Raw genomic sequence first — 22,613 nt, forward strand, 5'->3', positions numbered from 1 at the left:
TTTAATTGAGTTTTCATCGTTATAGTTTGGCTGCAACGCCGTCTTCACGGATAAGGATAAGCTTGTCCGCATAAATTTCCACAAAGGCGTAGGCGTTATGTTTAGCTAATATTCTTGCTTTTTCAAAATGCTCCGGAAGAGATTCTCCTGTTTTATAATGTTTAATGATCTGTTCTCCGCTCAGGTCTAAGGTGTGGACTTCATAGGGATGCCCCAGAAAACATCTGGCTAAAATTCCCAAAGGAAGGCTGTTGAGTTCTGCCGTTCCGAATTCACTCCGGATTTTTGCCATCAGTTCTTCTTTACCTCCTGTTTCAGAAAGCAGATCTGAATCAATACCTTTGATTAGACTCATATAATTTTCCGAGCGCTTTTTCAGAATATCTCTGTCGCTGAGTATCCTGGAAGAGGGCTTTGGACTTTCAAAACCTATATTCGGTATCGCATTCTGGAAGATTATTTTTCCCATAGTATTATTTTAAAACAACAATTGGAGGTTGTTATATTCACAAAAGTAGGGGGAGGACTAAAATAAAAATTATGGGAATCCGTAAAACGAAAAAACCTTTCAAATTTTTGAAAGGTTGCTATAGAAATCATAAGTGCTGATTAAATAATAATGGTACGCTTAGGAGAAACTTTATCATTGGGAGAGGAGTTCCACGAAAGTCCTGAAGCCGGAAGGGCTCTTTCTTTACCCCAATTTCTTATGGCTTCAATTCTTTCCGGGCTGGTTTTGCTCAGCGGAACGATATTTTGGAAGCACTTCTCGTAGAGTTCATCTGTAATGAAAGAGTCACCATTAATCACAGCCTGTATGGCTACGTCACGTACAGCACCTTCCAGATCAGAGCCCGCAAAGCCGGACGATAAGGCTACCAGTTTTTCAAAAGTCTGAAGCGAAGGTGGGGGAAGAAGATTCTTTTTGATATAAAGATTGATAATATCTGCTCTTTCCTGATCTTGTGGAAGGTCTACAAAGAAAAGCTCATCAAACCTGCCTTTACGGAGAAGTTCCGGAGGAAGTTTGGAAACGTCATTGGCGGTGGCTACCACAAAAACTTTCTCCGTACTTTCCTGGAGCCAGAATAAAAACTGTCCGATCATCCTGGTAGTCACTCCGGAAGAGTCGCTGGCATTAGCTGCAAGGCCTTTCTCAATTTCATCAATCCATAAGATACATGGGGCAGCGTTATCAGCAGATTCAAGAGCCTCTTTTAATCTGTTTTCAGACTGTCCTACATACATTCCTTGTATGGAGGCAAAATCAAGCCTATATAGGGGGAGATTCCAGGTTGCTGCAATGAATTTTGCAGATAAGGATTTTCCACAACCGGGAACTCCGACTAATAAAACACCTCTTGGCGGACGAAGTTTTCTGGTTTTTAAATCAGCGGTTAACAACTGTTTTTGATTATCCAGCCATTGATGCAGACCACTTAATCCCCCTACAGAAATCATTGAAGGATCTACTTTTACTTTTTCAAGACCGGAAATATCACTGAAGAGTTTATCTTTCTCCATGCTCAGGCTTTTGATATCGTCTTTGGTAAGGGAACCTTTAGCCATTTGCGTAGCCAATACATTTTCTGCCTCTATTTTGGTCATGTTGGCTAAAATAGTTGCGGCCATTTTGAAATCGGCATCTTCCCAATCGATAGGAATAGAACCTTTGTAAGGCATCACACAATCTTTAACAATAGAAAGCATTTCTTCCTCGTTAGGAGGATCCAGGGTAAGGGTCATCCCTAAACGTTGAAGCTGTGACCATACGCTTTTCGTAGAAATGATACAGATGCTACCTCCCTTTTCAATGGCCTGAACAACACAATCGTAGATATGTCTGGAGACAATATTATCATCTTCAATATCACTTACTTCAGTGAAAATGAAGGTAAGGTTTTGCCTTTGGGAGATATTCTGGACTGCAAAGTCAATCCCTCCTGCTACAGAACGGTCATCATTGACGGTTTTTTTCGTTTTGATTTCCATCGTTCCATGGGACAGACTATGAATGTAGATAGGAATATTAATTTCCTCTGATAATTGTTGTATGATTTCTAAAACTCTTGCTCTTTCTATACTTCGTATGGAGATAAAAGGAATTCTCGCACGAAACATCCTCGATAGAGAAGTTTTTAAATTCTTCTTTGTTTGCCATAATTAAAAAAATAATTTTTCTTCCGGTTGAAGGTGTAGAATCCTTATATTCATCTATAATCGGATCCTGTGGAACTTCATTCATATTAAAGGAATTAATGACCATTAACATTTTCTCCCTGTCTTTGTTATCTTTCCCTGTGTTGTCTTTCAGTGTTTTTTTAAACTCACTTACAAATGCTTTGAAATCATTGGTGAAGTTTTCTCTCAATTCTTTCGGAAGGCCTTTGGAATAAGCAAATCCAGATAAGGCAGCTAAGGTCTTTTTATTATTCTGAAGGACAAATTCCAGCTCTTCAATCGTTCTTATATTTTCAAGGGTAAAGTTCCTTTGAAAATTATCCAGCCAAAGCTTTTTCCGGGCTCTATAACCTTCTTCTGCTCTTGCATAAAATCGTTGTGCTGTTCCGGCATCAAGTTCAAACCTGCCGGAATTCATTGCCTCAGCAACCTCTTCTCCTTTTCCAAAACGTTCAAATAAGTCTGCCCAATCGGCATAGGTAACAGGAGGTTTCATTATTGATTTTTTATTCTTGGATTAATGATCTGTCCGGGAGGAAGGACATCCCATTCCGGAAATTTTACTTCTTCTTTTTTCTTTTTCTCCTGAGTATTGGGTTTTGTTTCGCCCTTACTGATGTTTTTATTTTCTTCAGAATTGATATTGAAATCGCTCATTTTTGTTTTGATGTTTATAATAAGGGTCTGGTATCTCTGGAATTGGCAGAAAAATCTGCTGCAGAAACAGATTGTAGCATGTTTCTTATCTTTTCCGCTTTTTCATCTTCTTTAGTATATGCTGTTCTGAAATCCACCAATTCGGCAATACAGCCCCGCAGAATGGTTTGTGAAGATGTCTTTTCGGCATCATTTTTTTTTTCTTATAGCTGCTCTTTCTCTAGTGGTTTCTGAAATAATTGAATAAATGATAAAAGAGCCTATGGAAGCAACAAAAGCAAAGGCATAATAGGCTTTGTCATTTAGAAGAATCATACTAAAAGCCAAAATCGCAATGCCGGCTCCCATTCCAAAACATGAATAATTGGCTTTGCTTATTTTCTTTTTCAGATCCTCATTCCAATATTCTTCATGTTTTTTTTAGCTGTTCTGTCTCATCAGATCCGTCTGTTATGGATGTCTGGTAGCTATTGATCTCTAATTCAGCTGCTGGGATACCTTTCATACGGTATTCAGCATTATAGGAATCATATGTTTCAATAATCCATGGTCGGCTTATGGCTACAGCTAATGTCTGGGTAGCGTTTGAAACGCCAGACATTTCCGGGTTAAATGCTGCATTGGTAAGCATCTGAAGGAAATTGGTTGTTTTATCAAAGATTTTTCTTTCGGAGGTATGGGATGAGGTGGCTAAAGCTTTGTTGCCTTTTTTTATCTATAATCAGTTGATTGAGCCTTACCTGCTCTTTGAGTTCAAGTTCTTCGCCATCAAAATTGGTCACCAATAATGAAAGGAGATCGTCAAGCTGATTTTGTGAGGTTTTAGTATGGTCTATCGTACTATTGAAAATAGCTTTAAAATGTGTTTCCAAAGCCTGATGTAATCCTGCTTTTTTCATTTGGGCAATAAAGTCTGCCCAATTGGTGCAATAATCTTTAAGCAGGGGATAATCTTCTTCACTAAAGAAACGGTCATTCTCAAAGAAATTAAACCATTGTGTTTTCTGGTCATTGAGATATTGGCCGTTTTGCTTTAATTGCTCTATCCATTGTTCTAGAGTGGATATCATCAGCTGCCGGGAAGCAGGAGGAAATGCTCCGGTTGAAACCGCTTCCAGAACAGTAATAAATTCCCGGTCCAGATTATAGGGGTCCTGATGCAGCAAGTATCTTTCCATCCATTGATGGCAAGCATTGTTTCTTCCTATTCTTCTGGTAATAAGCATAAAGAAAAGAGTGGTTTTATAGTCATCCCTTCTTATGGCTTCTTTTAATGCTTTTTCTGCTTCTTCACGGTCATCACGAAGCCATGCCGTAAGGGTTACCAAGGCAGGAGCAAGCCAATAATCCGGAGTTTTGATCATTAAAGAACCCACTGTGTTCTGCAATATTTCATGGGTCACCAATCCGCTGTCTACAGCCTGTAAAATTCCTAAAACCGTTCTTCGGATTTCTTCATAATATCCATATCTGTTATGAAGTTCCTGTTTCAGGTTTCCCTGTCTGGCTTCGGCAAGCTGAATTTCATTATTCAGGGTATCGGTTTCTATATAATCCTGCAGCTCATCGGAAAGGCTGTCCACTCTGTCGTCCAGAATATCCTGCTTGCTATGGATACTACCTATTTCAGAATTGATACTGCCTAGTTGGGAATTGAGGTTTTTTAAGTTTTTGTTGACATGATCCAGATCATTGTCTATCCCTCTAAGTTTGTTGTTGAGAAAATAATCTTCCTGTGACATTTTGTGTTTTTTTTATTTAGCGTCTCCTCCGGAGAAAAAGTTAACAATCGAGTCTATAGCTTTAGCAAGAAAGGTCGCGGTGCCGTCCCAATGGATGACAATGAATTTATCTTTATATACCTCTACAAAAGCATAGGCATTGTGAAGGGCGGTATTTCTTGCCTTTTCAAAATCCGGAGGAAGAGCCTCTCCTATGACATAATGCTTAAGAATTACGCTACTGCTCAGATCCAATGTGTGAACATCATGGGGATGTTCTAAAAAACATTTTGCCAATATCCCGATGGGGAGCTGTGCAGGATCTGTAGTTCCAAATTCTTCCTGAAGTTTTTTCATGAATTCTTCTTTGCCTCCGGTTTGCGATAGCATATCGGTATCCATGTTTTTGATCAGGTTTATATACCCTTCAGAACGTTTTTTTAAATAATCACGTTCACTCAGAAAGCCGGAAGTATTTGCTGTATTTTCTTGTTTTTTTTCAAAATTGAGGTTGAGATCCTCATTTTGGAAAATTATTTTGGCCATTTCATGGTTAGTTTTATTTCTTTACTAACAAAAGTATATAAAAATGCTTAAATAATTCCTAAATCTTTACAAAAAGCAACAAGCTGCTCGTTACTGGTAACTTCCAAGTCCTCTTTCAAACTGTTAAGTTTTTTTTCTACACTGCTTAAGCTGTTGGGCCTGATGTCATTATTTTGAAGGTAAACAGGAATGTTTTTCTGCAAAACTCCCTGAGAAAGAAGAGAGACAAGGGTAATGTCGTAAGTAGAAAACTCATAACTATTCAGCTTTTTAATGTCTTGCTTAAGATCAAGTGAGAGATAGTTTTCATTGACATACACTGATGCGATTGCCTTTTTTAGCTCTTTGGAGTCGTTGCGGGCTTTACGAACAAATCCATTGATTCCATATTCTGTAAAAAGAGAATCTATAACCCCGGATTTGTGGGTTGCTGAAAAGACAATTACTTTCAAGGAGGGGAGGAGCATTTTGGCTGCTCTGATCAATTCTTTGCCATCTTTGATGTTTTGCTCACGATGATCTTCTTCAAAAGAGAGATCAGTAATCAGCAGGTCATAAACATTATTTTCCCGGATTGATTTTTGAATTTTCGCTACTGCATCATCACAATAATATACATAGTCTGCATTGGAAATATGGAGATCTTCCAATGTTTTTTGCACAGAGATACTGCTGCTTTCGTGGTCTTCGGCTATTAAAATTTTTTTGAACATTCTTTTTTCTTTATTTAAGAAGCGGGAAATGAAATATATATCTTCAGTCCTTTTTCTGTTGTATTGTCAAAAGTAATTTCTCCATTAATGGTTTCAATACGGGAAACCGTATTTCTTAATCCGTTTTTATAAGAAAGTTCTCCTGGGATACCAATGCCATTATCAGTATACTGAATCTGTATAATATTGTTCACTTTATCAAACTTAAAGGCAACGCGGCTGGCATGGCTATGCTTTTTCATATTTACCAGCAACTCACGGATCACCTGATATACCTCATCTTTTTTTGAATCATTTATACCTACCCAGATATTCTTTCCATTTCCGGCCAAAAAGGTTTTTACATTGTCATTTTTAAATGACCCAATGAGATTGGATATTTTTTCATCAAATGCTGCAATATCTTTAACATCCGGCTGTTCATAGGAAATATCTCTGGATTTCTCATAAACAAACTCAAGTTCATCAAGAGCTTTGTTCTTATCAAAATTATCCTGGTTCTCAATCTTGGTCATTACCTGGTAGATCCCGTTGGCTACGACGTCGTGAACTTTTTTAGAGAGCCTGAGTTTATTTTCGTTTATTTTTAATTCATTTTCTTGCTTGAGCCTTGTTTGTCTTTTTTTTATATAAAGTGATAATTACAATTATAGTAGCGATAAGTAGACCCAAAAGGGAAGAAAGCCATAATAGCTGATTTTCTCTTTCAGCTTTTTGTGTTTTTAATTTCTGATTTTCAGTCTTGCTTTCTTCAACGCCATAGACGATAGTAGCGAATTTATTATTATCAATGTCTCTGGATGTTTGTATACTGTCTCTTAGAGAGGTGTATTGATCGAAATTTTTTTTGAAAATTTTTTAGAATCAAAAGCAGTAATTTTATGCAAAGCTTCCAATTCATCATCGGTACTTTTTGCTTCTTTTGCAACATTGTACATCATTTCCGCATACTGTAAAGCTTTTTCAGAATCCCTATTTTCATAATAATCTGCTAAATGGGAATAGCTTGCATTCTTTCCCATATGGTCGTTGATCTCTTTTTGTATTGTGAGAGCCTGCAGTTGAGTAGGGATGGGATCATATGTTTTATCAGATAGCCATTTTATATATGAAAAATTTGATAGGATCCTTGCATAGATCATCTCATGTAATTGTTTTGCTTTTGGAAGAATGCTATCATAGATCCTTATCGCTTGGATATAATTTTTTTCTTCCTTATAAGAGGTTGCGATATTTACTTGTATTGCTATTTTGTTATAGGAGTTTCCAGCGAATTTTAGAGCAGAATTATAATAGTTACGGGATTCAGAGTAATGCTTCAAACTATTACTTACCATACCTAAATTGTTGAAATTATCTGTAATATGATGGAATTGTGCAGAATCTTTTGTATTGAATAAGGTTTTTGCCTTCAATGAAAAATCCTGACTTTTAAAATAATCACCATGAGAGGTTAGTATTTTAGCCATTCCTAGAAGACATTTTGCCTGACCAAATTGGTCTTTATTCTGCTTAAAAATCTCAAGAGCTCTACCATAATAAACATAAGCACTATCTCCATTACTTAAAGAATCGAATGTATAGGCTTTATTGTAATCAGAATTGAATATTTCCTGATTTGTCTCTTTTTCCAAATACTTTGTACAGGAACAGATTATTAAGCTTAGTGCTAGAAATACAAAAATGTTAAGCTTCAAAATAATTAGTTTTCATAAAAATATAAAATTACTTCTATAATTTTATGGTATCTAATAAAAAAAGAATAAGTGAGAGAAGCTAACCTCTCTCACTTATTTACTATTTTTTTGGAGGCAATGGTATTGTTTCTCCTCCTGTATCCTCTCCTAATTCTACAGATGCACTTACTGTTACTGGAGTTTGGTTGTTATCAGATGTTGTATTCGCGTTATTATTGGGGAATGCTAAACCTAATAGCATTAATATAAACTGGATCATTTCCTTAAAAATTTAAAATTGAGGCATTTCTGTAGTTGCCAGTGAAACCGATCACAGGTAGAGCTACACGATTAAAAAAATTTGAAGCGCTTCTAAATTTTTGGGAAGTGAACCATCAAAACGGAGGAGAAACATCTGCTTCCCAACCCGGAGTTTTTCCTCCGCTTATCAGGTGATTTTGAAATCAGTTTTGTAAATTTGTTTTTGTAATGTTTTGTTTATCACTGATTTCTGAAGCAAAGATGCGACAAAAGGTGACGCATGTGTTAGTCACGTTTTGGACATTTAAGGACACGGAATGGACACTGAAGGCTTTATGGGAATCCGTAATGTGATCTGATTGGGAATTATCTATTTTGTAATGGCTCAAAAAATTATATATGTCCAAGAAAAAACTACTAATTCATGAGGTGTTCAAAAAAGCACAGGAAGACTTTCCCAACAGAAATACAAAAAGCGGTTGGGCAGATGAGCTTTCTGATTATTTTGAGAAAACCTGGAACTTTATGATAAACCAAAGAACCTTTGTAAGATATTATAATGCTTGTATCCGTGATGATAGAGAGCCTGATATAAAAGATCAGGAAATTTTTAATAAGCTCAGTCAATATATAGGGTACGAAAACTTTCTTGAGTTTTCGAGAACGTTTGTCAAAGAAGAGGAAGATACCAATAGAACCACTGTTAAAATAAAAGTGGATGAACATGAAGAGTCGTTATCGGAAAAAATATCAAACATTATTATTAATATTACTAACGAACAGCATTTCAAAGTTCCTGAATTTATAAAGCAGAATGGGTTGGGAATTATTGAAATGGCCTTTATTTTATGCCTTGTCACAGGAAATGTTGTTTTTTCTGGAAATAAGAAAATAAGTGGCAACTATTCATCTCATTTAGGATTTATGTCCACTATGGCACCAATGACGGAGAAAAAAATATATGTACTGGAATGGTGAAAGATATATCGGAACAGACAGCAGCTATATCCGTCCCGGAATTGATATTGTAGCTATGGATGCCCATAAGCTTCTGCACTTTAGAAAAATTATGAGAAAAGATACTCTGACCGAGCTCAATGCATTAGGGAAAACCTGGTATTCAAAATATAATAATGAAGTTGAATTTTTTACAGATGACGGGGTAGATCCGGATAACGGGAGAGAATTAAGAAAGACATCCCCTGTCATTATTTTCAAATACGCGGGGAAGCCATATGATTCGTTAGTTGTTGAGGAGTAATTTATAAATTTGATTTTTCAGCCAAAGACTTGCCTACTCATAAAAAAAGCGAAGATGTCTCTCCGCTCTGTATTATTCCTGGTTTAGCATTCCCAACTCTCCGAAATGCTTCTTAAATTTCTGAATTTTAGGACCTACAACTGCGCTGCAATACGGTTGTGTAGGATTTTCATTATAGTACCCCTGATGATATTGTTCCGCCGGCCAGAATTTCTCGAATGGTGCTAACTCTGTAACATAGGTTCCTGTCCATCTTCCTGATTCCTGAGACACTTTAATTGCCTTCTCAGCCTTTGCCTTTTCAACATCATCTTTATAGTAAATAACAGAACGGTATTGGGTTCCTATATCATTACCTTGTCTGTTCAGTTGAGTAGGATCGTGCAGGAAAAAGAAAACATCCATTAATTGTTCATAAGAGATGATGGAAGGATCATAAGTAATTTCCACTACTTCAGCATGTCCAGTTTCGCCGGTACATACTTCCTGATAGGTCGGATTATCCTTATGCCCGCCTGAATATCCTGAAATAGCAGATTGTACGCCTTTCAACATATTGAAGCAGCTTTCCACACACCAAAAGCATCCACCACCGAAAACGATTTTTTCTAAATTATTGTTATTCATTTTTTTGGTATTATCCTGTTTTACATCCTTTCCATAGTAAGGGAATGACCCGGAAAAGGCTAATCAAAAGTAAGAAAAAGTTTTTCATTTGAGTAAGGTTTCAGGTTCTTAAACTCAAATTGCAACGTATTCACTAGTTACTAAAAAAGCACCCTGAAGGAGGATGCTTCATATTATTTAATCTAAGTTCGGTTAAAGTAAAAGGCTGGAAGTTCAGTCAACAACGCCATTAATTTATTGTAAAAAAAACAGATGAATGGCTATCCTTAGTACTCCATGACTTCCATCTCTCAGCTTCAGATCTCGGTTACTTTTCCCAAACCAGGGCACTTGCTCCTAAAATAGCAGCGTCAGCCTCGTTAAGTTCACTGAATACTAATTTTACTTTGTTTCTGAAGATTGGAAGAAGGTTTCTTTCCATATGAAGTTTAGCAGGTTTTAAAATAAAGTCTCCTGCTTTAATTACCCCGCCGAATAAAAGAATGGCTTCAGGTGATGAAAACATGACAAAATTGGCTAATGCTTCTCCCAGCTTTTGTCCTGTATATCGGAAAACTTCAATGGCGATAGGGTCTTCTTTCATAGCACATTCATAAACCGTTTTAGAATTGATCTCATCTTCAGGATACTGATTCAGCATAGATTCCGGGAATTCAGCTCTCATTTTTTTAGCTGTAATGGTAATCCCCGTAGCAGACGCATAGGCTTCAAGACTTCCTTCTGAACCCGTACTCCAGTGTTTTCTTCCGCCAGGTTTTACGATGGTATGGCCCAGCTCTCCTGCAAAACCGTCATGTCCATAGATTAAGCTGCCGTTAGCAATGATTCCGCTTCCTACACCGGTTCCCAGGGTAATCATGATGAAATCTTTCATTCCCCTTGCAGCACCAAAAAGCATCTCCCCTAAAGCAGCAGCATTGGCATCATTGGTAACCGTACAGGGCAAATTGAATTTAGCCTTCATGAGCTCAGCAAAAGGAATTACTCCTTTCCAGGGCAGGTTAGGGGCAAGTTCAATGGTTCCTTTATAATAGTTGGCATTGGGGGCACCCACTCCGATTCCATCGAAGTTTTTTTCTTTACCATGTTTTTCCATTAAAGGATAAACATGCTCGTGTAAAGCATCTATAAAATCCTCGACTTTGTCATAGGCATCGGTTCTCAGGTTTCCTTTGTCCAAAACTTCTCCGCGATGGTTGACAATTCCGAACTTGGTATTGGTTCCGCCGATGTCAATTCCCAGGGCAACTTGTTTTGATAAATCTATTAATGACATTTTTATTCTTAAATTCTGTGGGCTAAAATTATAAAAAAGATTGTATTAATAGATTATGAACTGAGCATTATTTACATTTTAAGCCGTTTTTATTGGCTTTTTCTTTTTTCTTCCCCACCAGATCATGAAACCTGTTACCGGAAGTGAAGCACAGATCAGGCTTACTATAAAGGCTATAATTTTAGTGGGAAGCCCTAGTATGGCTCCTACATGAATGTCATAATTGGCATTGACAACTTTTTCCCCGAAATTCTTGTCTTTGGGATCGTGTACATGAAGCAATTCACCTGAGTTTTCATCAAAAATCAGGCTGCTGCTTTTATGATAAGAATATGATAAATGCTTTACAAATACTTCAAAATTGGGATGCTCATGATCATCCATATGCTCATGACCCAGATCTATGGCAAAACCATAAGAATCCGGATATTTCAGCTTTACAGTATTGATGATTTTATCAAGAGTTCCTTCTGTTCTCAGTTCCACAGGTGCTTTGGTTTTGATGTGGGAGAAGTCCGGGTATTGTGTTTTCCCGCCGGAAAAGATGAGATAGATCATTGCCTGTACAACAAAGAAAGCATAAAATAACCCTGTAATAGAAAAAATTAAAGCAAATATGGATGCGTAAAAACCCAGTACGTTATGGAGATCGTAATTTTTTCTTTTCCAGCCCTTGATATTTTTCCATTTAAAAGAGAATCGCTGTTTTCTTGCTGCTTTATTTTTAGGCCACCATAATATAATACCGCTTATCAGCATGATAATAAAAATAATGACCGGTATTCCCACAACATACGTTCCCCAATCCTGTTTTAGAAGGAAGCTCCAGTGAATCATTTTTTACAATATTGAAAAAACCATTTTTTTTCGTCATAAACCCTTAATACTTTTCCGGTGTAAGGATTTACATAGGCTTGTTTATAGATGGGAAATTCATCAAAATAGTTCCAGCCTTTCGTATTGTGCTCGTACCAAAAGAATGAGTACGACATTTTTTTGTCGATAGGGATATTGACCCAATGGACAGGATATTTTTCTTTTACCTGTTCTGCAACAGCTTTTTCCATCATGCGGATGGGAAGAACCTGTTTTTGATCAATATTCTGCTCGTGATGATACATCACTTCTTTCCGGGTGAAATTTTCCACTTCATCCTTAAAAACATAAAGGGCTCCGGTAATGGAAATGATAAAAATTAAAAAACCAATTCCCAGCCCGAACCATAAATGGAGTTTAGCGGACCATTTCTTAAAAAATCCCGGTTTCTTTTTATGATGATGTTTTTTCTTCATATCGCAGTAAAGTAGTACAAAGATAATCTTTAATCTTATTTAGATTAATTAAAATTTATATTCAACCATGAGAGTTCCTCTCATTCCCAAGGCATTAACGAATTCATTGTCTCTTGCCGACCACCAGGCAATAGCAGGCTGATATTTTTTATTGAACAGGTTTTCGATGCCTAAAGACAATTTCCAATTACGGTTAACCTCAAAGCTTGTTTTGAAATTGAAAACGGTATATTCAGGAACATACCCTTCACCATAAGCATACAACCCTGTTTTTGCATTAGGCTCAAATCTGCTTTGGGTGAATGAATGAAGCATATCCAGACCTAAGGACAGCACCGGTATGGGTTTTGCCTGAACATAAGCAAGTACCTTAGGAGCAGAAATCCTGCTGTTGTTGATTTTTGCAGAATAATTCCCGTCATCCTTTAGAGAAGTAATTCCTTCCATCCAGCTGTAGCTTCCACCAAATTGAAGCCAGTGTAGGGGAGTAAAGTGTAAAAAGCCTTCCACACCATAAACGATTTCCGGTGACCTCTGGATCATTAATGCTCTGTCCGGGCTTTGTACAAAAGAAGCTCCTAGTTTGGAAGTACTCACATAGGAAGTTAATTCATAATTCAGCCAGTTTGAAAGCTGTCCTGTTGCTCCCAGTTCATAATTGTTGACAATGATAGGTTTGGTTTCAAGACTTTTAATCGTTTCGGAAGTTGAGGTTCTTAAGATTCTTCCCAGCTCGTTGATAGAATAGGCTTGTGAAAAGCTTGCAAAAAGATTAATATAAGGCTGAACATTGTAGCGGATACCGATATTTCCTACTAAGGCGTTATAATTTAATTTTCCTCCTGCAACAGGAATACTGGTTGTAAAAGTTCCATCACTTTTAAGTACTGAAAGGGTGTTGAAATCATCTACATTCACCCTGATATTTTCGTAACGAAGCCCGGCCTTAATGGTCAGTTTCTTAAACAGGTCAATTTTTGTCAATAGGAAAGGAGCAATATTGGTCATATTCATATTGGGAGTCCAGAAACGGCCGTCTTCCAGTTTTTGTACGGTTTGGTCGTTCAGGATATCGGCTCCGTAGATAATTTCTCCCTGAGAATTGGCAGAATTCCATAGTTGGGTGTCAAAATTGAATCGCGCCCCGGCTTTTTTAGAAATAACATTGGATTGCCCTCCATTCAAAAAAGTATCACTGTACCCATAGACTGTTTTAAAATCCTGATAATAAAGATTAATATTCAATGATGTTCCTGCAAACAGGTTTTTATTGTCATAGCTTACCCTGATGTTGTGGTTTTTTGGAGTTCCCTGTGGTGTTGTTTCAAGGCTTTTCCCCACTCCTTCGCCTATGGTTGGCCTGATGCCATATTTTCCTGTACTTAGCCCCAGGTTAAGATCAGATCTTGAGGAGTAACCAATATAAGATGCTTCAATTCTTTGATTATCATTGATATTGTAGCCTAATTTCAACATTCCGTTGTAATTATCCATCTTCGCAGTACTGTATGTTGGACTCAGATAAACACCGCTTGCATCTTTCATGTAACCTGTTCTTTCATAAGCTAGTGAAAAGGTATAATCAAACCTGTTAATTTTTCCTGTTAAAAGCTGGCTGGCTCTTATTCCCAGGGTTCCTCCGTAAGGCTGGCCGGTAAAACCGATCTGTGATATCCCGGAGATTTTCTTATCTGTTTTACTTCTTTTCGTAATATAATTGATGATACCACCATCGGCACCATTTCCATAGATGGAGGATGCTCCTTTTATGACTTCAACTCTTTCAATCGCTGAAGGATCAACAACCCTCAGGTCTCTTGCCCCGTTTCGGAGAGGAGTAGACTGTGGAATTCCGTCAATTAATACCAGGACCTGGCGGCCTCTTAATGTTTGTCCGGTATTCGATGTCTGCCCGGAATTGGTTCCTAAACTGGGAACGGTATACTGCAGGATACTCGTAATATCCGAATTGACCGTCAATTGAGATTGAATCTGCTTTTCCGCAACCACGGTGATTGAGCCTGGAATTTCCTTGATATTTTCCTTCTTTCTTGAGGCTGTCATCACAACTTCCTCAACGCTTTGGGTTTGTAAACTATCCTTAACCTGCGCAAAGACCATCGTGGTTCCTAAACAGGCCGCTGACAAAATCACTTTTTTCATTATATTTTCTTTCCTTGTTTCTTTCTTTTCCCCCACCAGACTAAGAATCCGGTGACCGGGAGTGAGGTACAAATGAGGCCGGCGATAAACCATATGATTTTTCCAAACAGCCCGAAGTAGGAACCTGTATGGATATCGTAATTGGCATTCGCATATTTTTCAGCATTATTGAGTTTGTGATGAGGTTTATTGGCGAGAAGTTTTCCTGAATATTTGTCAAAAATGAGAAGGTTCCTTTCACTGAACCTTCCTTCCTGGCCATACACTGTGACCGGAAGATTTTTAAGCTCTTTTCCTTTTTTATTTTTTCCGTTTAAGGATATTCTGAAGCTGGATGATCCGGAATATAATTTTTGTGTTTGTACCGCTGCAAGATCAAAAGTCGCCTGGTTTTTTGGCATCAGGGAATCAGGTGATTTGATTTCTTTTTCTTTAGGCAGTTCAAAAGAGCCTGAGAGTGTAAGGTTGAATGCATTTTTCACATACGGGTAAGCAAAATAAATTCCGGTAATGCTCATTAATAAAGCAATAAATGAAGCATAGAATCCTAAAATATTATGAAGATCATAGTTTTTGCGCTTCCAGGTTTTTACATTTTCCCAACTGAACCAGAACCGTCCTTTTCTTGCTTTTTTGTTTTTAGGCCACCATAATATAATTCCGGTGATCAGCATAAAGATAAAAAGTATGGAAGGAATTCCCACGACATACTTGCCCCAGTCTGAATTGAGAAGAAGTCCCCAATGAATATATTTTAAAATATTGAAAAAATCATATTTTTCATTGTAAATACCCAGAATTTCACCAGTGTATTGATTAACATATACCTGCTTGTTCACCAGAACTTCCTGAAAATAGTTCCATCCCTTCTTATTTTTTTCATAATAAAGAAAGCGGTAAGATTTATTTTTATCTAAAGGAATTTCTACAGAATTTACCGGATATTGCTCATTAACTGCTGAGGTTAGTTTTTCGCGAAGAATAGAAATTGATAAAGGTTGTTTACCGGTATCTTCCTGTTTTATATAAATGGCGTCCTTACGAAGGATATTCTGTACTTCATCCTTAAAAACATATAAAGTGCCGGTCAGAGACACAATAAAAACGATAATACCAACGGACAAGCCAAACCACAGATGCAGTCTGGCAGACCATTTCCTTGTTGGAGAAACCTTCTTTTTATGGTGATGCTTTTTTCTCATAGCAAAAGTTAACCCTGAAGGGCTAACTTTATTATTAAAATTTATATCCGATTGATAATCTGAAATTTCTAGGTGCATCTGCCTGGTAATAATAATACCCGGCATATGGAGTTCCTGAGTATAAATATCTGTTGAAGACATTGAACACATTCAGGTTGATCCTGAATTTTGCATTCTCCCAGGACGCCCCGGCATCGAATTTTACATAATCACCCATTTGTAAGGTATTTGTGCTTCCCCAGTCCCAGCTGCTTCTGTCACCCATATACGTTCCTCCGAAGTTTAATCCAAAGCCAGTTAGTTCACCTACTGTAAATGTATAGTTTAACCATCCGTTCACCGTATGTTTGGCATATCCCGGAACTTTATCTCCTTTGTTTGCTTTTGGTGTTGTTTCAGTGAATTTGTTTTCAGTGAATGCATAGTTGAATATTGCATTTAAGCCTTTAAATACTTCCCCTTTCAGATCAAATTCCACTCCCTGTGCCCTTGTTTTTCCAAGCAGAATAGAATATTTATAGGTAGGATCTGATGGATCTCCTGTAATAGCATTGTTTTTATTAATGCTATACAATGATAATGTAGTATTCCATTTTCCGGCAAACCAGTCTTTCTTGAAGCCAATCTCCATATTGCTTCCTGTTACAGGCTTTGCTGTTGTTCCATCCCTGAACAAACCTGCCTGCGGGTTGAATGATTGGTCATATAAAGCATAAGCAGATGTATTGGCATCAATAGAATAGCTTACGCCAATACGGGGGGTGATTCTGTTGGCCTCAGACAATGTGCCGTAGTTGTTTTCTTTTACGGTAGTATAACGGGCGGCTAAAGTAAGGCGCAGGGCATCATCTAAAAACCCCAGTTCATCCTGTAAGTATAAACCCGTATAATTTTGATCAATTGTACCCCCGGCACCAGCTCTTACAGAAAGAGGCTTACTCGTGTCAAATGGTTTATAAGTGCCATTGGGCCCTGAATAAGAGCTTTCACCATTGATATCATAATTGCGGGTATTTACATTAAACCAATATCTGTAATCAGGCGTACCATTATCTCCATTTTCGTTGTTTTTATCCAGACTGTAGTTCTGATTCCAGTCTGCAATATATTTTTTACTTCCAAGGTCTAATCCGGCTAAGATTTTATGAGAAACAGATCCTGTTTTGGCATAACCATTCAGAAATAGCTGTCCGAACTTCATCTCATTGCTTGCCTCCCAATAGTTTAAACCGCGAAGCATATACTGTCCTTCAAACTTTGTAGGCCAGATATCACTTCCTAATGTATATTCATTGACATAAGTAAGCTGCGATGTTAATTTCCAGTTCTCATTAAATTTATGCTGCAGGTTTACATTAATCGTATTGTTGGTAACCCTTGTAGGATCAATGCTGGGATCTGTAATGCTGTATTCAACCGGTTGGATAGCATAACCGTCTGCACTGAATACATAAGCAGAGCCCACTTCGGACATTTTTTGCTTTTTGATAAATATATTCTGCTGTTAAAGTAGTTTTATCACTAAAATCCACCTTTAATGAAGGATTAATAATGTACCTGTCATTGAATTCATAGTCTCTGAAACTTTTTTTTGTTTTGGGCCATTACATTTAATCTGAATGCTACTTTATTCGTGATTTTTGTGTCAATATCCGTTTCTCCTCTGTACATATTGAAACTTCCGAGTGTAACTCTTGCTGTTCCGTTTAAAGCGTTTCCGGTAGGTTTTTTCGTAACAATATTATAGATTCCGCTCGGTTCTCCGTTTGACATTAAAAATCCTGAAGGACCTTTTATAAACTCGATATGGTCTACATAGCTCATATCTTCGCTTAAAGGCCCCCAGTTGGAGGTAACATTGACTCCGTTCATAAAAGCTGCTGCTCTGGCTCCTCTCATATTTACTCTTGTATACATATCTCCCCAATGTTCCAGTCTTTGGGCTCCGGCAACGTTTCTTAGAACGCCGTCACTTAAAGTGGTTACCTGCTGATCTTCTAAAGCTTTATTGGTGATGATTGAAATGTTCTGAGGAATTTTTTATTAGTGCTTCATCCAGACGAAGAGAAGAAGATCCCTGCTTTTCTACATATTTCTTATAATACTTACCATTGACTACAATTTCTTCAATATGATTAGATTTGGTGGAATCTTTTTCCTGTGCAACCACTATAATAGAACTTAATAATGAGGCACAAAACAGTACATTTTTCATGAAAGTCAAATTTTATGCAAATATATTATTTTTAACTATTCTAAATAAATAATATTATTGACATTTATCATAAAAATATATACAATAGATAACAAAAAACCGCTACCATTAGTAATGGCGCGGTTTTCTTATATTATTATTAATAATTCCTTATGAAGGGATTTCTCCTTTGTATAGGAACGAAATAATTTCTTTGTTCAGTTTATCAATCATTTCACTGAATAGATGGAAAGACTCCTGTTTGTAAATTACCAATGGATCTTTCTGCTCGTAAACGGCTCCCTGTGAAGATCTTCTCAGATCATCCATTTCACGGAGGTGAAGCTTCCAGTTCTCATCAATGATAGACAGGGTAATGTTCTTTTCAAAATCATTCACCAGGCTTTCACATTTCGTTTCATAGGCTTCTTTTAAATCAGCTACGATAGTCATTGTCTTGTGCCCGTCAGTGAAAGGAACCTGAATCATCTTAAACATTGAACCCTGATTTTGATATACGTTCTCAATGATTGGGAATGATTTTTCTTTCAACAGGTTCAGTTTCATTTGATAATCCTCCTGGGCAGCTTTGAATAGGATATTTGTTAAATCCTGAACAGATTTACCTTTGAAATCTTCTTCGGAAACCGGAGACTCCATCGTAAAGGTTTTGATAATATCATATTCGAAATCTTTATAACTTCCGTTGGCTTTTCCTTTTGCTACGATAGAGTTGGCAACATCGAAAATCATATTCGTAATATCATACTTCAAATGATCTCCGAATAGGGCATTTCTTCTTCTCTTATAGATCACATCACGTTGTTTGTTCATAACGTCATCATACTCAAGAAGCCTTTTTCTTGTTCCGAAGTTGTTTTCCTCTACTTTTTTCTGAGCTCTTTCAATAGACTTGCTGATCATGGAGTGCTGAATAACCTCGCCTTCCTTATGACCCATTCTGTCCATCATTTTAGCAATTCTTTCAGATCCGAACAGACGCATCAGGTTATCTTCCAGAGATACATAGAACTGGGAACTTCCCGGATCTCCCTGACGTCCTGCTCTACCTCTCAGCTGTCTGTCAACACGTCTTGAATCATGTCTCTCAGTACCAATGATGGCTAAGCCTCCTGCATCTTTAACCTCTTTTGAAAGCTTAATATCTGTACCACGACCAGCCATGTTGGTAGCAATAGTTACCACTCCCGGCTGTCCTGCACCGGCAACGATTTCTGCTTCTTTTTTGTGAAGCTTAGCGTTCAATACCTGGTGCGGAATTTTTCTTAATTGTAATGCTTTGGAAAGCAATTGAGAGATTTCAACCGAAGTGGTCCCTACAAGTACCGGTCTTCCGGCTGCTGTTAACCTTTCAACTTCTTCAATTACGGCATTATATTTTTCTCTGTTAGTCTTATAAACTAAATCCTGTTTGTCCTGTCTTAAGATAGGGCGGTTTGTTGGAATTACAACAACGTCTAATTTATAGATTTCCCAAAGCTCACCTGCCTCTGTTTCTGCAGTACCGGTCATTCCCGCAAGTTTGTTGTACATACGGAAATAGTTCTGAAGCGTAATGGTTGCAAAAGTTTGGGTAGCTGCCTCAATCTTCACATTTTCCTTAGCTTCAATTGCCTGGTGAAGACCATCCGAATAACGGCGTCCCTCCATGATACGTCCCGTCTGCTCATCAACGATTTTTACTTCACCATCAATTACTACATACTCATCATCTTTTTCAAATAATGTGTAAGCTTTCAGTAGCTGGCTCATTGTGTGAACCCTTTCTGATTTTTCAGCAAATTCAGCGAAAAGCCTTTCTTTTGCTTCAAATTCCTCTTCTTTAGACAGGTTCTTAGCCTCCAGTTCAGCAATTTCAGTTCCGATATCCGGAAGCACGAAGAAGTTTGGATCAGAATTTCCCTGAGACATGTATTCAACACCTTTGTCTGTAAGGTCTACCTGATTGTTCTTTTCTTCAATCACGAAGTAAAGATCTTTATCTACAATCGGCATATCACGGTTGTTATCCTGCATGTACTGCGCTTCCACTTTCTGAAGCAATGCTCTGTTTCCGCTTTCCGATAAAAATTTAATTAATTGTCTGTTTTTTGGAAGTCCCCTGTACGCCTGAAGTAATTTAAAACCACCTTCTTTGGTGTTTCCGGCAGCGATTAGTTTTTTGGCTTCATTAAAAATAGTAGAAACCGTTTTCTTCTGTACTTCAACAATTCTGTCGATAGAAGGTTTCAGTACATCAAACTCCTGTCTGTCTCCCTGGGGAACCGGACCAGAGATGATCAGTGGTGTTCTTGCATCATCTACCAATACAGAATCCACCTCATCCACAATGGCAAAGTTCAGTTCTCTTTGTACCAGTTCTGAAGGTGAAGTCACCATATTATCTCTCAGGTAATCGAAACCGAATTCGTTGTTGGTCCCGTAGGTAATATCTGAGTTGTATGCTTTTCTTCTTCCGTCTGAATTCGGCTGGTGGTTGTCGATACAATCAATAGACATTCCGTGGAACTGATAAAGAGGTCCCATCCATGCCGAGTCTCTTTTGGCAAGGTAATCATTCACAGTTACCACGTGAACTCCTCTTCCCGGAAGAGAATTTAAGTAAATAGGCAATGTTCCTACCAGAGTTTTACCTTCACCGGTTGCCATTTCGGCAATTTTACCGCTGTGAAGAATAATCCCCCCGATAAACTGAACATCATAGTGGACCATGTCCCAAACTACAGGAGTTCCGGCTGCGTCCCATGAGTTTTTCCAAACAGCTTGGTCTCCCTGAATTTCTACGAAGTCTTTTCCTGCAGCTACCAACTCTCTATCCCAGTCAGTTGCTGTTACCCGGATTTCTCCATTCTGTGCCCATCTTCTTGCTGTTTCTTTCACTAATGCAAAAGCTTCAGGAAGGAGCTGAACCAGGACTTTTTTCTTCAATCTCGTATGATTCTTTCTTTAAAGACTCAATTTTTGAGAAAAGAGCTTCTTTTTCATCAACGTTAGTTGAATTTTTTAATCTGCTCTTTTATCTGTTCTATCTGAGCTGTAATCTTGCTGGTTGCAGATTTTATATTCTCTTTAAACTCAGCCGTCTTTTGTCTCAAACCGTCATCCGATAATTGTTGGATGTCAGGTTCTACAGCTTTGATTTTTGTTACAACTTTTTTTTACTTCTTTTAGGTCCTGCGCTTTTTTGTCTCCCAAAAACCCTTTAAGAACTTTGTTTAAAAAACTCATAAATTTTTTGCTTTATGCTTAATGCAAATGCTTTAAGCGTTTAAATGACACGCTTATCGTGTAAATTAATATATAAAAAGGGCAAAAAAGCTCTAAGCATGCAGCTTAAAGCTTATCGCTTTATTAATATTCATCCTCGTTCCAAAGGAAGTCCTCGTCAGTAGGATAGTCACTCCAAACTTCCTCAATAGATTCATAAATTTCTCCTTCATCTTCAATTGCCTGAAGGTTTTCCACTACTTCCATTGGTGCACCAGTTCTGATTGCGTAGTCAATAAGCTCTGCTTTTGTCATTGGCCAAGGTGCGTCACTTAGATATGAAGCTAATTCTAATGTCCAGTACATAATTTTCTAATTTTTTGCAAAAGTATAAAAAATAGGTTGTATAATAAACTTTTTTATACTTGATTTTCAATTCTTTTTATAATTTTTTTCTTATAAATGTCTGTCACAGCTGCATGGCAGTATGTCAGTATTTTACTTAATGACGTTTTCTCAAAAACCATTCCACAAATTTTTTTTATGCCATTTTGGAAGTCTGTGCCCGGCTGATACCCTATTAAAGCCTTCGCTTTGGTAATATCTGCATTAGTTTTTGTGACATCGCCCGGCTGCATTGGCAGAATTTTTTTGATGGCTGCCATCCCCAGCGCTTCTTCAATGGCAGTTACCATTTCATTTAAGGTGACCACCTGGTTTTCTCCTAAATTAAGAATTTCATACACCCCGGAATGATTTTCCAGGTAAACAATAGATTTAACGATACCATCAATAATATCATCAATATAAGTATAATCCCGGGCTGTATTGCCATTTCCATAAAAAGGAATTTCCCGGCCGTCTGAAATAAGACTGGTAAATTTATGTATCGCAAGGTCCGGTCTTTGTCTGGGCCCGTATACGGTGAAAAAACGGAGCTGAATCATATCAATGTGATACAGCTCATGGTAGACATGTCCTAATATTTCCCCGCTTTTTTTAGTGGCCGCATAAGGGGAAATAGGATGGTCTACATTATGGGTTTCCGAAAAAGGAATTTTTTCATTGTTTCCATAAACACTTGATGACGAGGCACAAATGAATTTTTTAATATTAAAATCACGGCATAATTCCCAAAGGTTCATTGAACCACGGACATTAACCTCTTCATATTCCAAAGGCCTTTCAATAGAAGGGCGCACCCCGGCAAGGGCAGCCAGGTGGATGACCATATCAATATGATGATTTTTAAAAATGCTTTCAAGCCCCTTTTTGTCTCTGATATCCTGGTAGTAAATAGTATATTTTTCCGATGAGGAAAGTGAAATTAAATGCCGTATATCAGTCTCTTTACCGGAAAACTCAAAATCCGGATTTACACCAATTGACTCTAATGTATTTTTAATTTTAATCTGATAATCATAGAAATCATCAAAATTGTCAATGTTTATGACAGAATGTCCATTTCTTAATAATTTTTCAATTAAATGAGAACCAATGAATCCGCTGCCTCCTGTTACAAGGTAAATCATCTGTGATTTTTTATTAGTACAAAAATATAAATTTTACGTTTTGAAAATATAATCATTAAATTTACTTAAAAAAGTAATATAAA

Annotated in this window: 24 protein-coding genes and 1 pseudogene; 2 read left to right on the forward strand and 23 right to left on the reverse strand. The window is 37.5% G+C overall.

The features are described 5' to 3' along the window. Positions 1 to 19: 19 nt before the first annotated feature. The 11 genes from HX13_RS15410 to HX13_RS22825 form a co-directional block, all read right to left on the reverse strand. Positions 20 to 469 carry a hypothetical protein gene (locus HX13_RS15410; RefSeq protein ID WP_050021812.1) on the reverse strand — a complete coding sequence of 150 codons (450 nt, stop codon included), beginning with the start codon at positions 467 to 469 and terminating at the stop codon, positions 20 to 22. A 140-nt stretch (positions 470 to 609) separates the two neighbouring features. Further along, positions 610 to 2,121, reverse strand: coding sequence for an AAA family ATPase (locus HX13_RS15415; RefSeq protein ID WP_050021813.1), 1,512 nt, complete (start codon positions 2,119 to 2,121; stop codon positions 610 to 612). Then, positions 2,030 to 2,677, reverse strand: a complete 648-nt coding sequence (locus HX13_RS15420) for a hypothetical protein (RefSeq protein ID WP_050021814.1) — start codon at positions 2,675 to 2,677, stop codon at positions 2,030 to 2,032. Before HX13_RS15420 ends, HX13_RS15415 begins: the two co-directional genes overlap by 92 nt. Beyond that, positions 2,677 to 2,838, reverse strand: coding sequence for a hypothetical protein (locus HX13_RS22600; protein WP_156173240.1), 162 nt, complete (start codon positions 2,836 to 2,838; stop codon positions 2,677 to 2,679). Before HX13_RS22600 ends, HX13_RS15420 begins: the two co-directional genes overlap by 1 nt. 409 nt (positions 2,839 to 3,247) lie before the next feature. Then, complete coding sequence (locus HX13_RS15425) at positions 3,248 to 3,469, reverse strand: hypothetical protein (RefSeq protein ID WP_050021815.1); 222 nt, start codon at positions 3,467 to 3,469, stop codon at positions 3,248 to 3,250. 22 nt (positions 3,470 to 3,491) lie between these two features. Then, positions 3,492 to 4,580, reverse strand: a complete 1,089-nt coding sequence (locus HX13_RS15430) for a hypothetical protein (protein WP_050021816.1) — start codon at positions 4,578 to 4,580, stop codon at positions 3,492 to 3,494. Positions 4,581 to 4,592: 12 nt separating this feature from the next. After that, positions 4,593 to 5,105 (reverse strand): hypothetical protein, encoded by a 513-nt coding sequence (locus tag HX13_RS15435; protein WP_050021817.1) that lies wholly within the window; start codon positions 5,103 to 5,105, stop codon positions 4,593 to 4,595. A 47-nt stretch (positions 5,106 to 5,152) separates the two neighbouring features. After that, complete coding sequence (locus tag HX13_RS15440; RefSeq protein ID WP_050021818.1) at positions 5,153 to 5,818, reverse strand: response regulator; 666 nt, start codon at positions 5,816 to 5,818, stop codon at positions 5,153 to 5,155. A gap of 14 nt (positions 5,819 to 5,832) precedes the next feature. Further along, positions 5,833 to 6,333: a sensor histidine kinase gene (locus tag HX13_RS15445; protein WP_050021819.1), complete on the reverse strand. Its 501-nt coding sequence runs from the start codon at positions 6,331 to 6,333 to the stop codon at positions 5,833 to 5,835. 303 nt (positions 6,334 to 6,636) lie between these two features. Further along, positions 6,637 to 7,515, reverse strand: a complete 879-nt coding sequence (locus HX13_RS15450) for a hypothetical protein (RefSeq protein WP_128572441.1) — start codon at positions 7,513 to 7,515, stop codon at positions 6,637 to 6,639. A 100-nt stretch (positions 7,516 to 7,615) separates the two neighbouring features. Next, positions 7,616 to 7,756: a hypothetical protein gene (locus HX13_RS22825; protein ID WP_156173238.1), complete on the reverse strand. Its 141-nt coding sequence runs from the start codon at positions 7,754 to 7,756 to the stop codon at positions 7,616 to 7,618. 398 nt (positions 7,757 to 8,154) lie between these two features. Here HX13_RS22825 and HX13_RS15455 point away from each other — a divergent pair, with 398 nt between their 5' ends. Together HX13_RS15455 and HX13_RS15460 are read left to right on the forward strand one after the other, a co-directional pair. After that, positions 8,155 to 8,733 carry a hypothetical protein gene (locus HX13_RS15455; RefSeq protein ID WP_050021821.1) on the forward strand — a complete coding sequence of 193 codons (579 nt, stop codon included), beginning with the start codon at positions 8,155 to 8,157 and terminating at the stop codon, positions 8,731 to 8,733. After that, positions 8,717 to 9,016, forward strand: a complete 300-nt coding sequence (locus HX13_RS15460) for a hypothetical protein (RefSeq protein ID WP_050021822.1) — start codon at positions 8,717 to 8,719, stop codon at positions 9,014 to 9,016. The genes HX13_RS15455 and HX13_RS15460 overlap by 17 nt, the downstream gene beginning before the upstream one ends. 72 nt (positions 9,017 to 9,088) lie before the next feature. Here the strand turns inward: HX13_RS15460 and msrA are convergent, their stop codons facing one another. The 12 genes and pseudogenes from msrA to HX13_RS15515 all read right to left on the reverse strand — a co-directional run bounded on the left by msrA (position 9,089) and on the right by HX13_RS15515 (position 22,530). Beyond that, positions 9,089 to 9,643, reverse strand: a complete 555-nt coding sequence (gene msrA, locus HX13_RS15465; protein ID WP_050021823.1) for a peptide-methionine (S)-S-oxide reductase MsrA — start codon at positions 9,641 to 9,643, stop codon at positions 9,089 to 9,091. 307 nt (positions 9,644 to 9,950) lie between these two features. Then, on the reverse strand, positions 9,951 to 10,919 hold the full coding sequence (locus tag HX13_RS15470; RefSeq protein WP_050021824.1) for an ROK family protein: 969 nt from the start codon (positions 10,917 to 10,919) through the stop codon (positions 9,951 to 9,953). 78 nt (positions 10,920 to 10,997) lie between these two features. After that, positions 10,998 to 11,756, reverse strand: a complete 759-nt coding sequence (locus HX13_RS26415) for a PepSY-associated TM helix domain-containing protein (RefSeq protein WP_410493141.1) — start codon at positions 11,754 to 11,756, stop codon at positions 10,998 to 11,000. Then, positions 11,753 to 12,211 (reverse strand): PepSY domain-containing protein, encoded by a 459-nt coding sequence (locus HX13_RS26420; RefSeq protein ID WP_410493142.1) that lies wholly within the window; start codon positions 12,209 to 12,211, stop codon positions 11,753 to 11,755. The genes HX13_RS26415 and HX13_RS26420 overlap by 4 nt, the downstream gene beginning before the upstream one ends. 48 nt (positions 12,212 to 12,259) lie before the next feature. Then, positions 12,260 to 14,365, reverse strand: a complete 2,106-nt coding sequence (locus HX13_RS15480; protein WP_238555415.1) for a TonB-dependent receptor — start codon at positions 14,363 to 14,365, stop codon at positions 12,260 to 12,262. A gap of 8 nt (positions 14,366 to 14,373) precedes the next feature. Beyond that, complete coding sequence (locus HX13_RS15485) at positions 14,374 to 15,576, reverse strand: PepSY-associated TM helix domain-containing protein (protein WP_050021904.1); 1,203 nt, start codon at positions 15,574 to 15,576, stop codon at positions 14,374 to 14,376. A 34-nt stretch (positions 15,577 to 15,610) separates the two neighbouring features. Further along, complete coding sequence (locus tag HX13_RS15490; RefSeq protein WP_050021825.1) at positions 15,611 to 17,050, reverse strand: TonB-dependent siderophore receptor; 1,440 nt, start codon at positions 17,048 to 17,050, stop codon at positions 15,611 to 15,613. 95 nt (positions 17,051 to 17,145) lie between these two features. Continuing rightward, entirely contained in the window at positions 17,146 to 17,613 is a 468-nt protein-coding gene (locus tag HX13_RS15495; RefSeq protein WP_128572442.1) for a TonB-dependent receptor plug domain-containing protein, read from the reverse strand. Then, positions 17,582 to 17,791, reverse strand: coding sequence for a hypothetical protein (locus HX13_RS15500; protein ID WP_050021827.1), 210 nt, complete (start codon positions 17,789 to 17,791; stop codon positions 17,582 to 17,584). Before HX13_RS15500 ends, HX13_RS15495 begins: the two co-directional genes overlap by 32 nt. A 150-nt stretch (positions 17,792 to 17,941) precedes the next feature. Beyond that, positions 17,942 to 20,719 carry a preprotein translocase subunit SecA gene (gene secA, locus HX13_RS15505; RefSeq protein ID WP_316931326.1) on the reverse strand — a complete coding sequence of 926 codons (2,778 nt, stop codon included), beginning with the start codon at positions 20,717 to 20,719 and terminating at the stop codon, positions 17,942 to 17,944. A gap of 423 nt (positions 20,720 to 21,142) precedes the next feature. After that, positions 21,143 to 21,364: a DUF2795 domain-containing protein gene (locus HX13_RS15510; RefSeq protein ID WP_002662059.1), complete on the reverse strand. Its 222-nt coding sequence runs from the start codon at positions 21,362 to 21,364 to the stop codon at positions 21,143 to 21,145. 136 nt (positions 21,365 to 21,500) lie between these two features. Further along, a pseudogene (locus HX13_RS15515) lies at positions 21,501 to 22,530 on the reverse strand (GDP-mannose 4,6-dehydratase). Between the last annotated feature and the right edge of the window lie 83 nt (positions 22,531 to 22,613).

This window comes from Chryseobacterium sp. P1-3 (genome assembly GCF_000738495.1).
In the GTDB taxonomy this organism is placed as follows: domain Bacteria; phylum Bacteroidota; class Bacteroidia; order Flavobacteriales; family Weeksellaceae; genus Chryseobacterium; species Chryseobacterium gallinarum.

What these genes read in the sequence shown, in the direction of transcription:
- HX13_RS15410 (WP_050021812.1), bottom strand. Translation starts at nt 469, where the DNA reads ATGGGAAAAATAATCTTCCAGAATGCGATACCGAATATAGGTTTTGAA.
- HX13_RS15415 (WP_050021813.1), bottom strand. Translation starts at nt 2,121, where the DNA reads ATGTTTCGTGCGAGAATTCCTTTTATCTCCATACGAAGTATAGAAAGA.
- HX13_RS15420 (WP_050021814.1), bottom strand. Translation starts at nt 2,677, where the DNA reads ATGAAACCTCCTGTTACCTATGCCGATTGGGCAGACTTATTTGAACGT.
- HX13_RS22600 (WP_156173240.1), bottom strand. Translation starts at nt 2,838, where the DNA reads ATGAGCGATTTCAATATCAATTCTGAAGAAAATAAAAACATCAGTAAG.
- HX13_RS15425 (WP_050021815.1), bottom strand. Translation starts at nt 3,469, where the DNA reads ATGCTTACCAATGCAGCATTTAACCCGGAAATGTCTGGCGTTTCAAAC.
- HX13_RS15430 (WP_050021816.1), bottom strand. Translation starts at nt 4,580, where the DNA reads ATGTCACAGGAAGATTATTTTCTCAACAACAAACTTAGAGGGATAGAC.
- HX13_RS15435 (WP_050021817.1), bottom strand. Translation starts at nt 5,105, where the DNA reads ATGGCCAAAATAATTTTCCAAAATGAGGATCTCAACCTCAATTTTGAA.
- HX13_RS15440 (WP_050021818.1), bottom strand. Translation starts at nt 5,818, where the DNA reads ATGTTCAAAAAAATTTTAATAGCCGAAGACCACGAAAGCAGCAGTATC.
- HX13_RS15445 (WP_050021819.1), bottom strand. Translation starts at nt 6,333, where the DNA reads ATGACCAAGATTGAGAACCAGGATAATTTTGATAAGAACAAAGCTCTT.
- HX13_RS22825 (WP_156173238.1), bottom strand. Translation starts at nt 7,756, where the DNA reads ATGCTATTAGGTTTAGCATTCCCCAATAATAACGCGAATACAACATCT.
- HX13_RS15455 (WP_050021821.1), top strand. Translation starts at nt 8,155, where the DNA reads ATGTCCAAGAAAAAACTACTAATTCATGAGGTGTTCAAAAAAGCACAG.
- HX13_RS15460 (WP_050021822.1), top strand. Translation starts at nt 8,717, where the DNA reads ATGTACTGGAATGGTGAAAGATATATCGGAACAGACAGCAGCTATATC.
- msrA (WP_050021823.1), bottom strand. Translation starts at nt 9,643, where the DNA reads ATGAATAACAATAATTTAGAAAAAATCGTTTTCGGTGGTGGATGCTTT.
- HX13_RS15470 (WP_050021824.1), bottom strand. Translation starts at nt 10,919, where the DNA reads ATGTCATTAATAGATTTATCAAAACAAGTTGCCCTGGGAATTGACATC.
- HX13_RS26415 (WP_410493141.1), bottom strand. Translation starts at nt 11,756, where the DNA reads ATGATTCACTGGAGCTTCCTTCTAAAACAGGATTGGGGAACGTATGTT.
- HX13_RS26420 (WP_410493142.1), bottom strand. Translation starts at nt 12,211, where the DNA reads ATGAAGAAAAAACATCATCATAAAAAGAAACCGGGATTTTTTAAGAAA.
- HX13_RS15485 (WP_050021904.1), bottom strand. Translation starts at nt 15,576, where the DNA reads ATGAGAAAAAAGCATCACCATAAAAAGAAGGTTTCTCCAACAAGGAAA.
- HX13_RS15490 (WP_050021825.1), bottom strand. Translation starts at nt 17,050, where the DNA reads ATGTCCGAAGTGGGCTCTGCTTATGTATTCAGTGCAGACGGTTATGCT.
- HX13_RS15500 (WP_050021827.1), bottom strand. Translation starts at nt 17,791, where the DNA reads ATGAAAAATGTACTGTTTTGTGCCTCATTATTAAGTTCTATTATAGTG.
- HX13_RS15510 (WP_002662059.1), bottom strand. Translation starts at nt 21,364, where the DNA reads ATGTACTGGACATTAGAATTAGCTTCATATCTAAGTGACGCACCTTGG.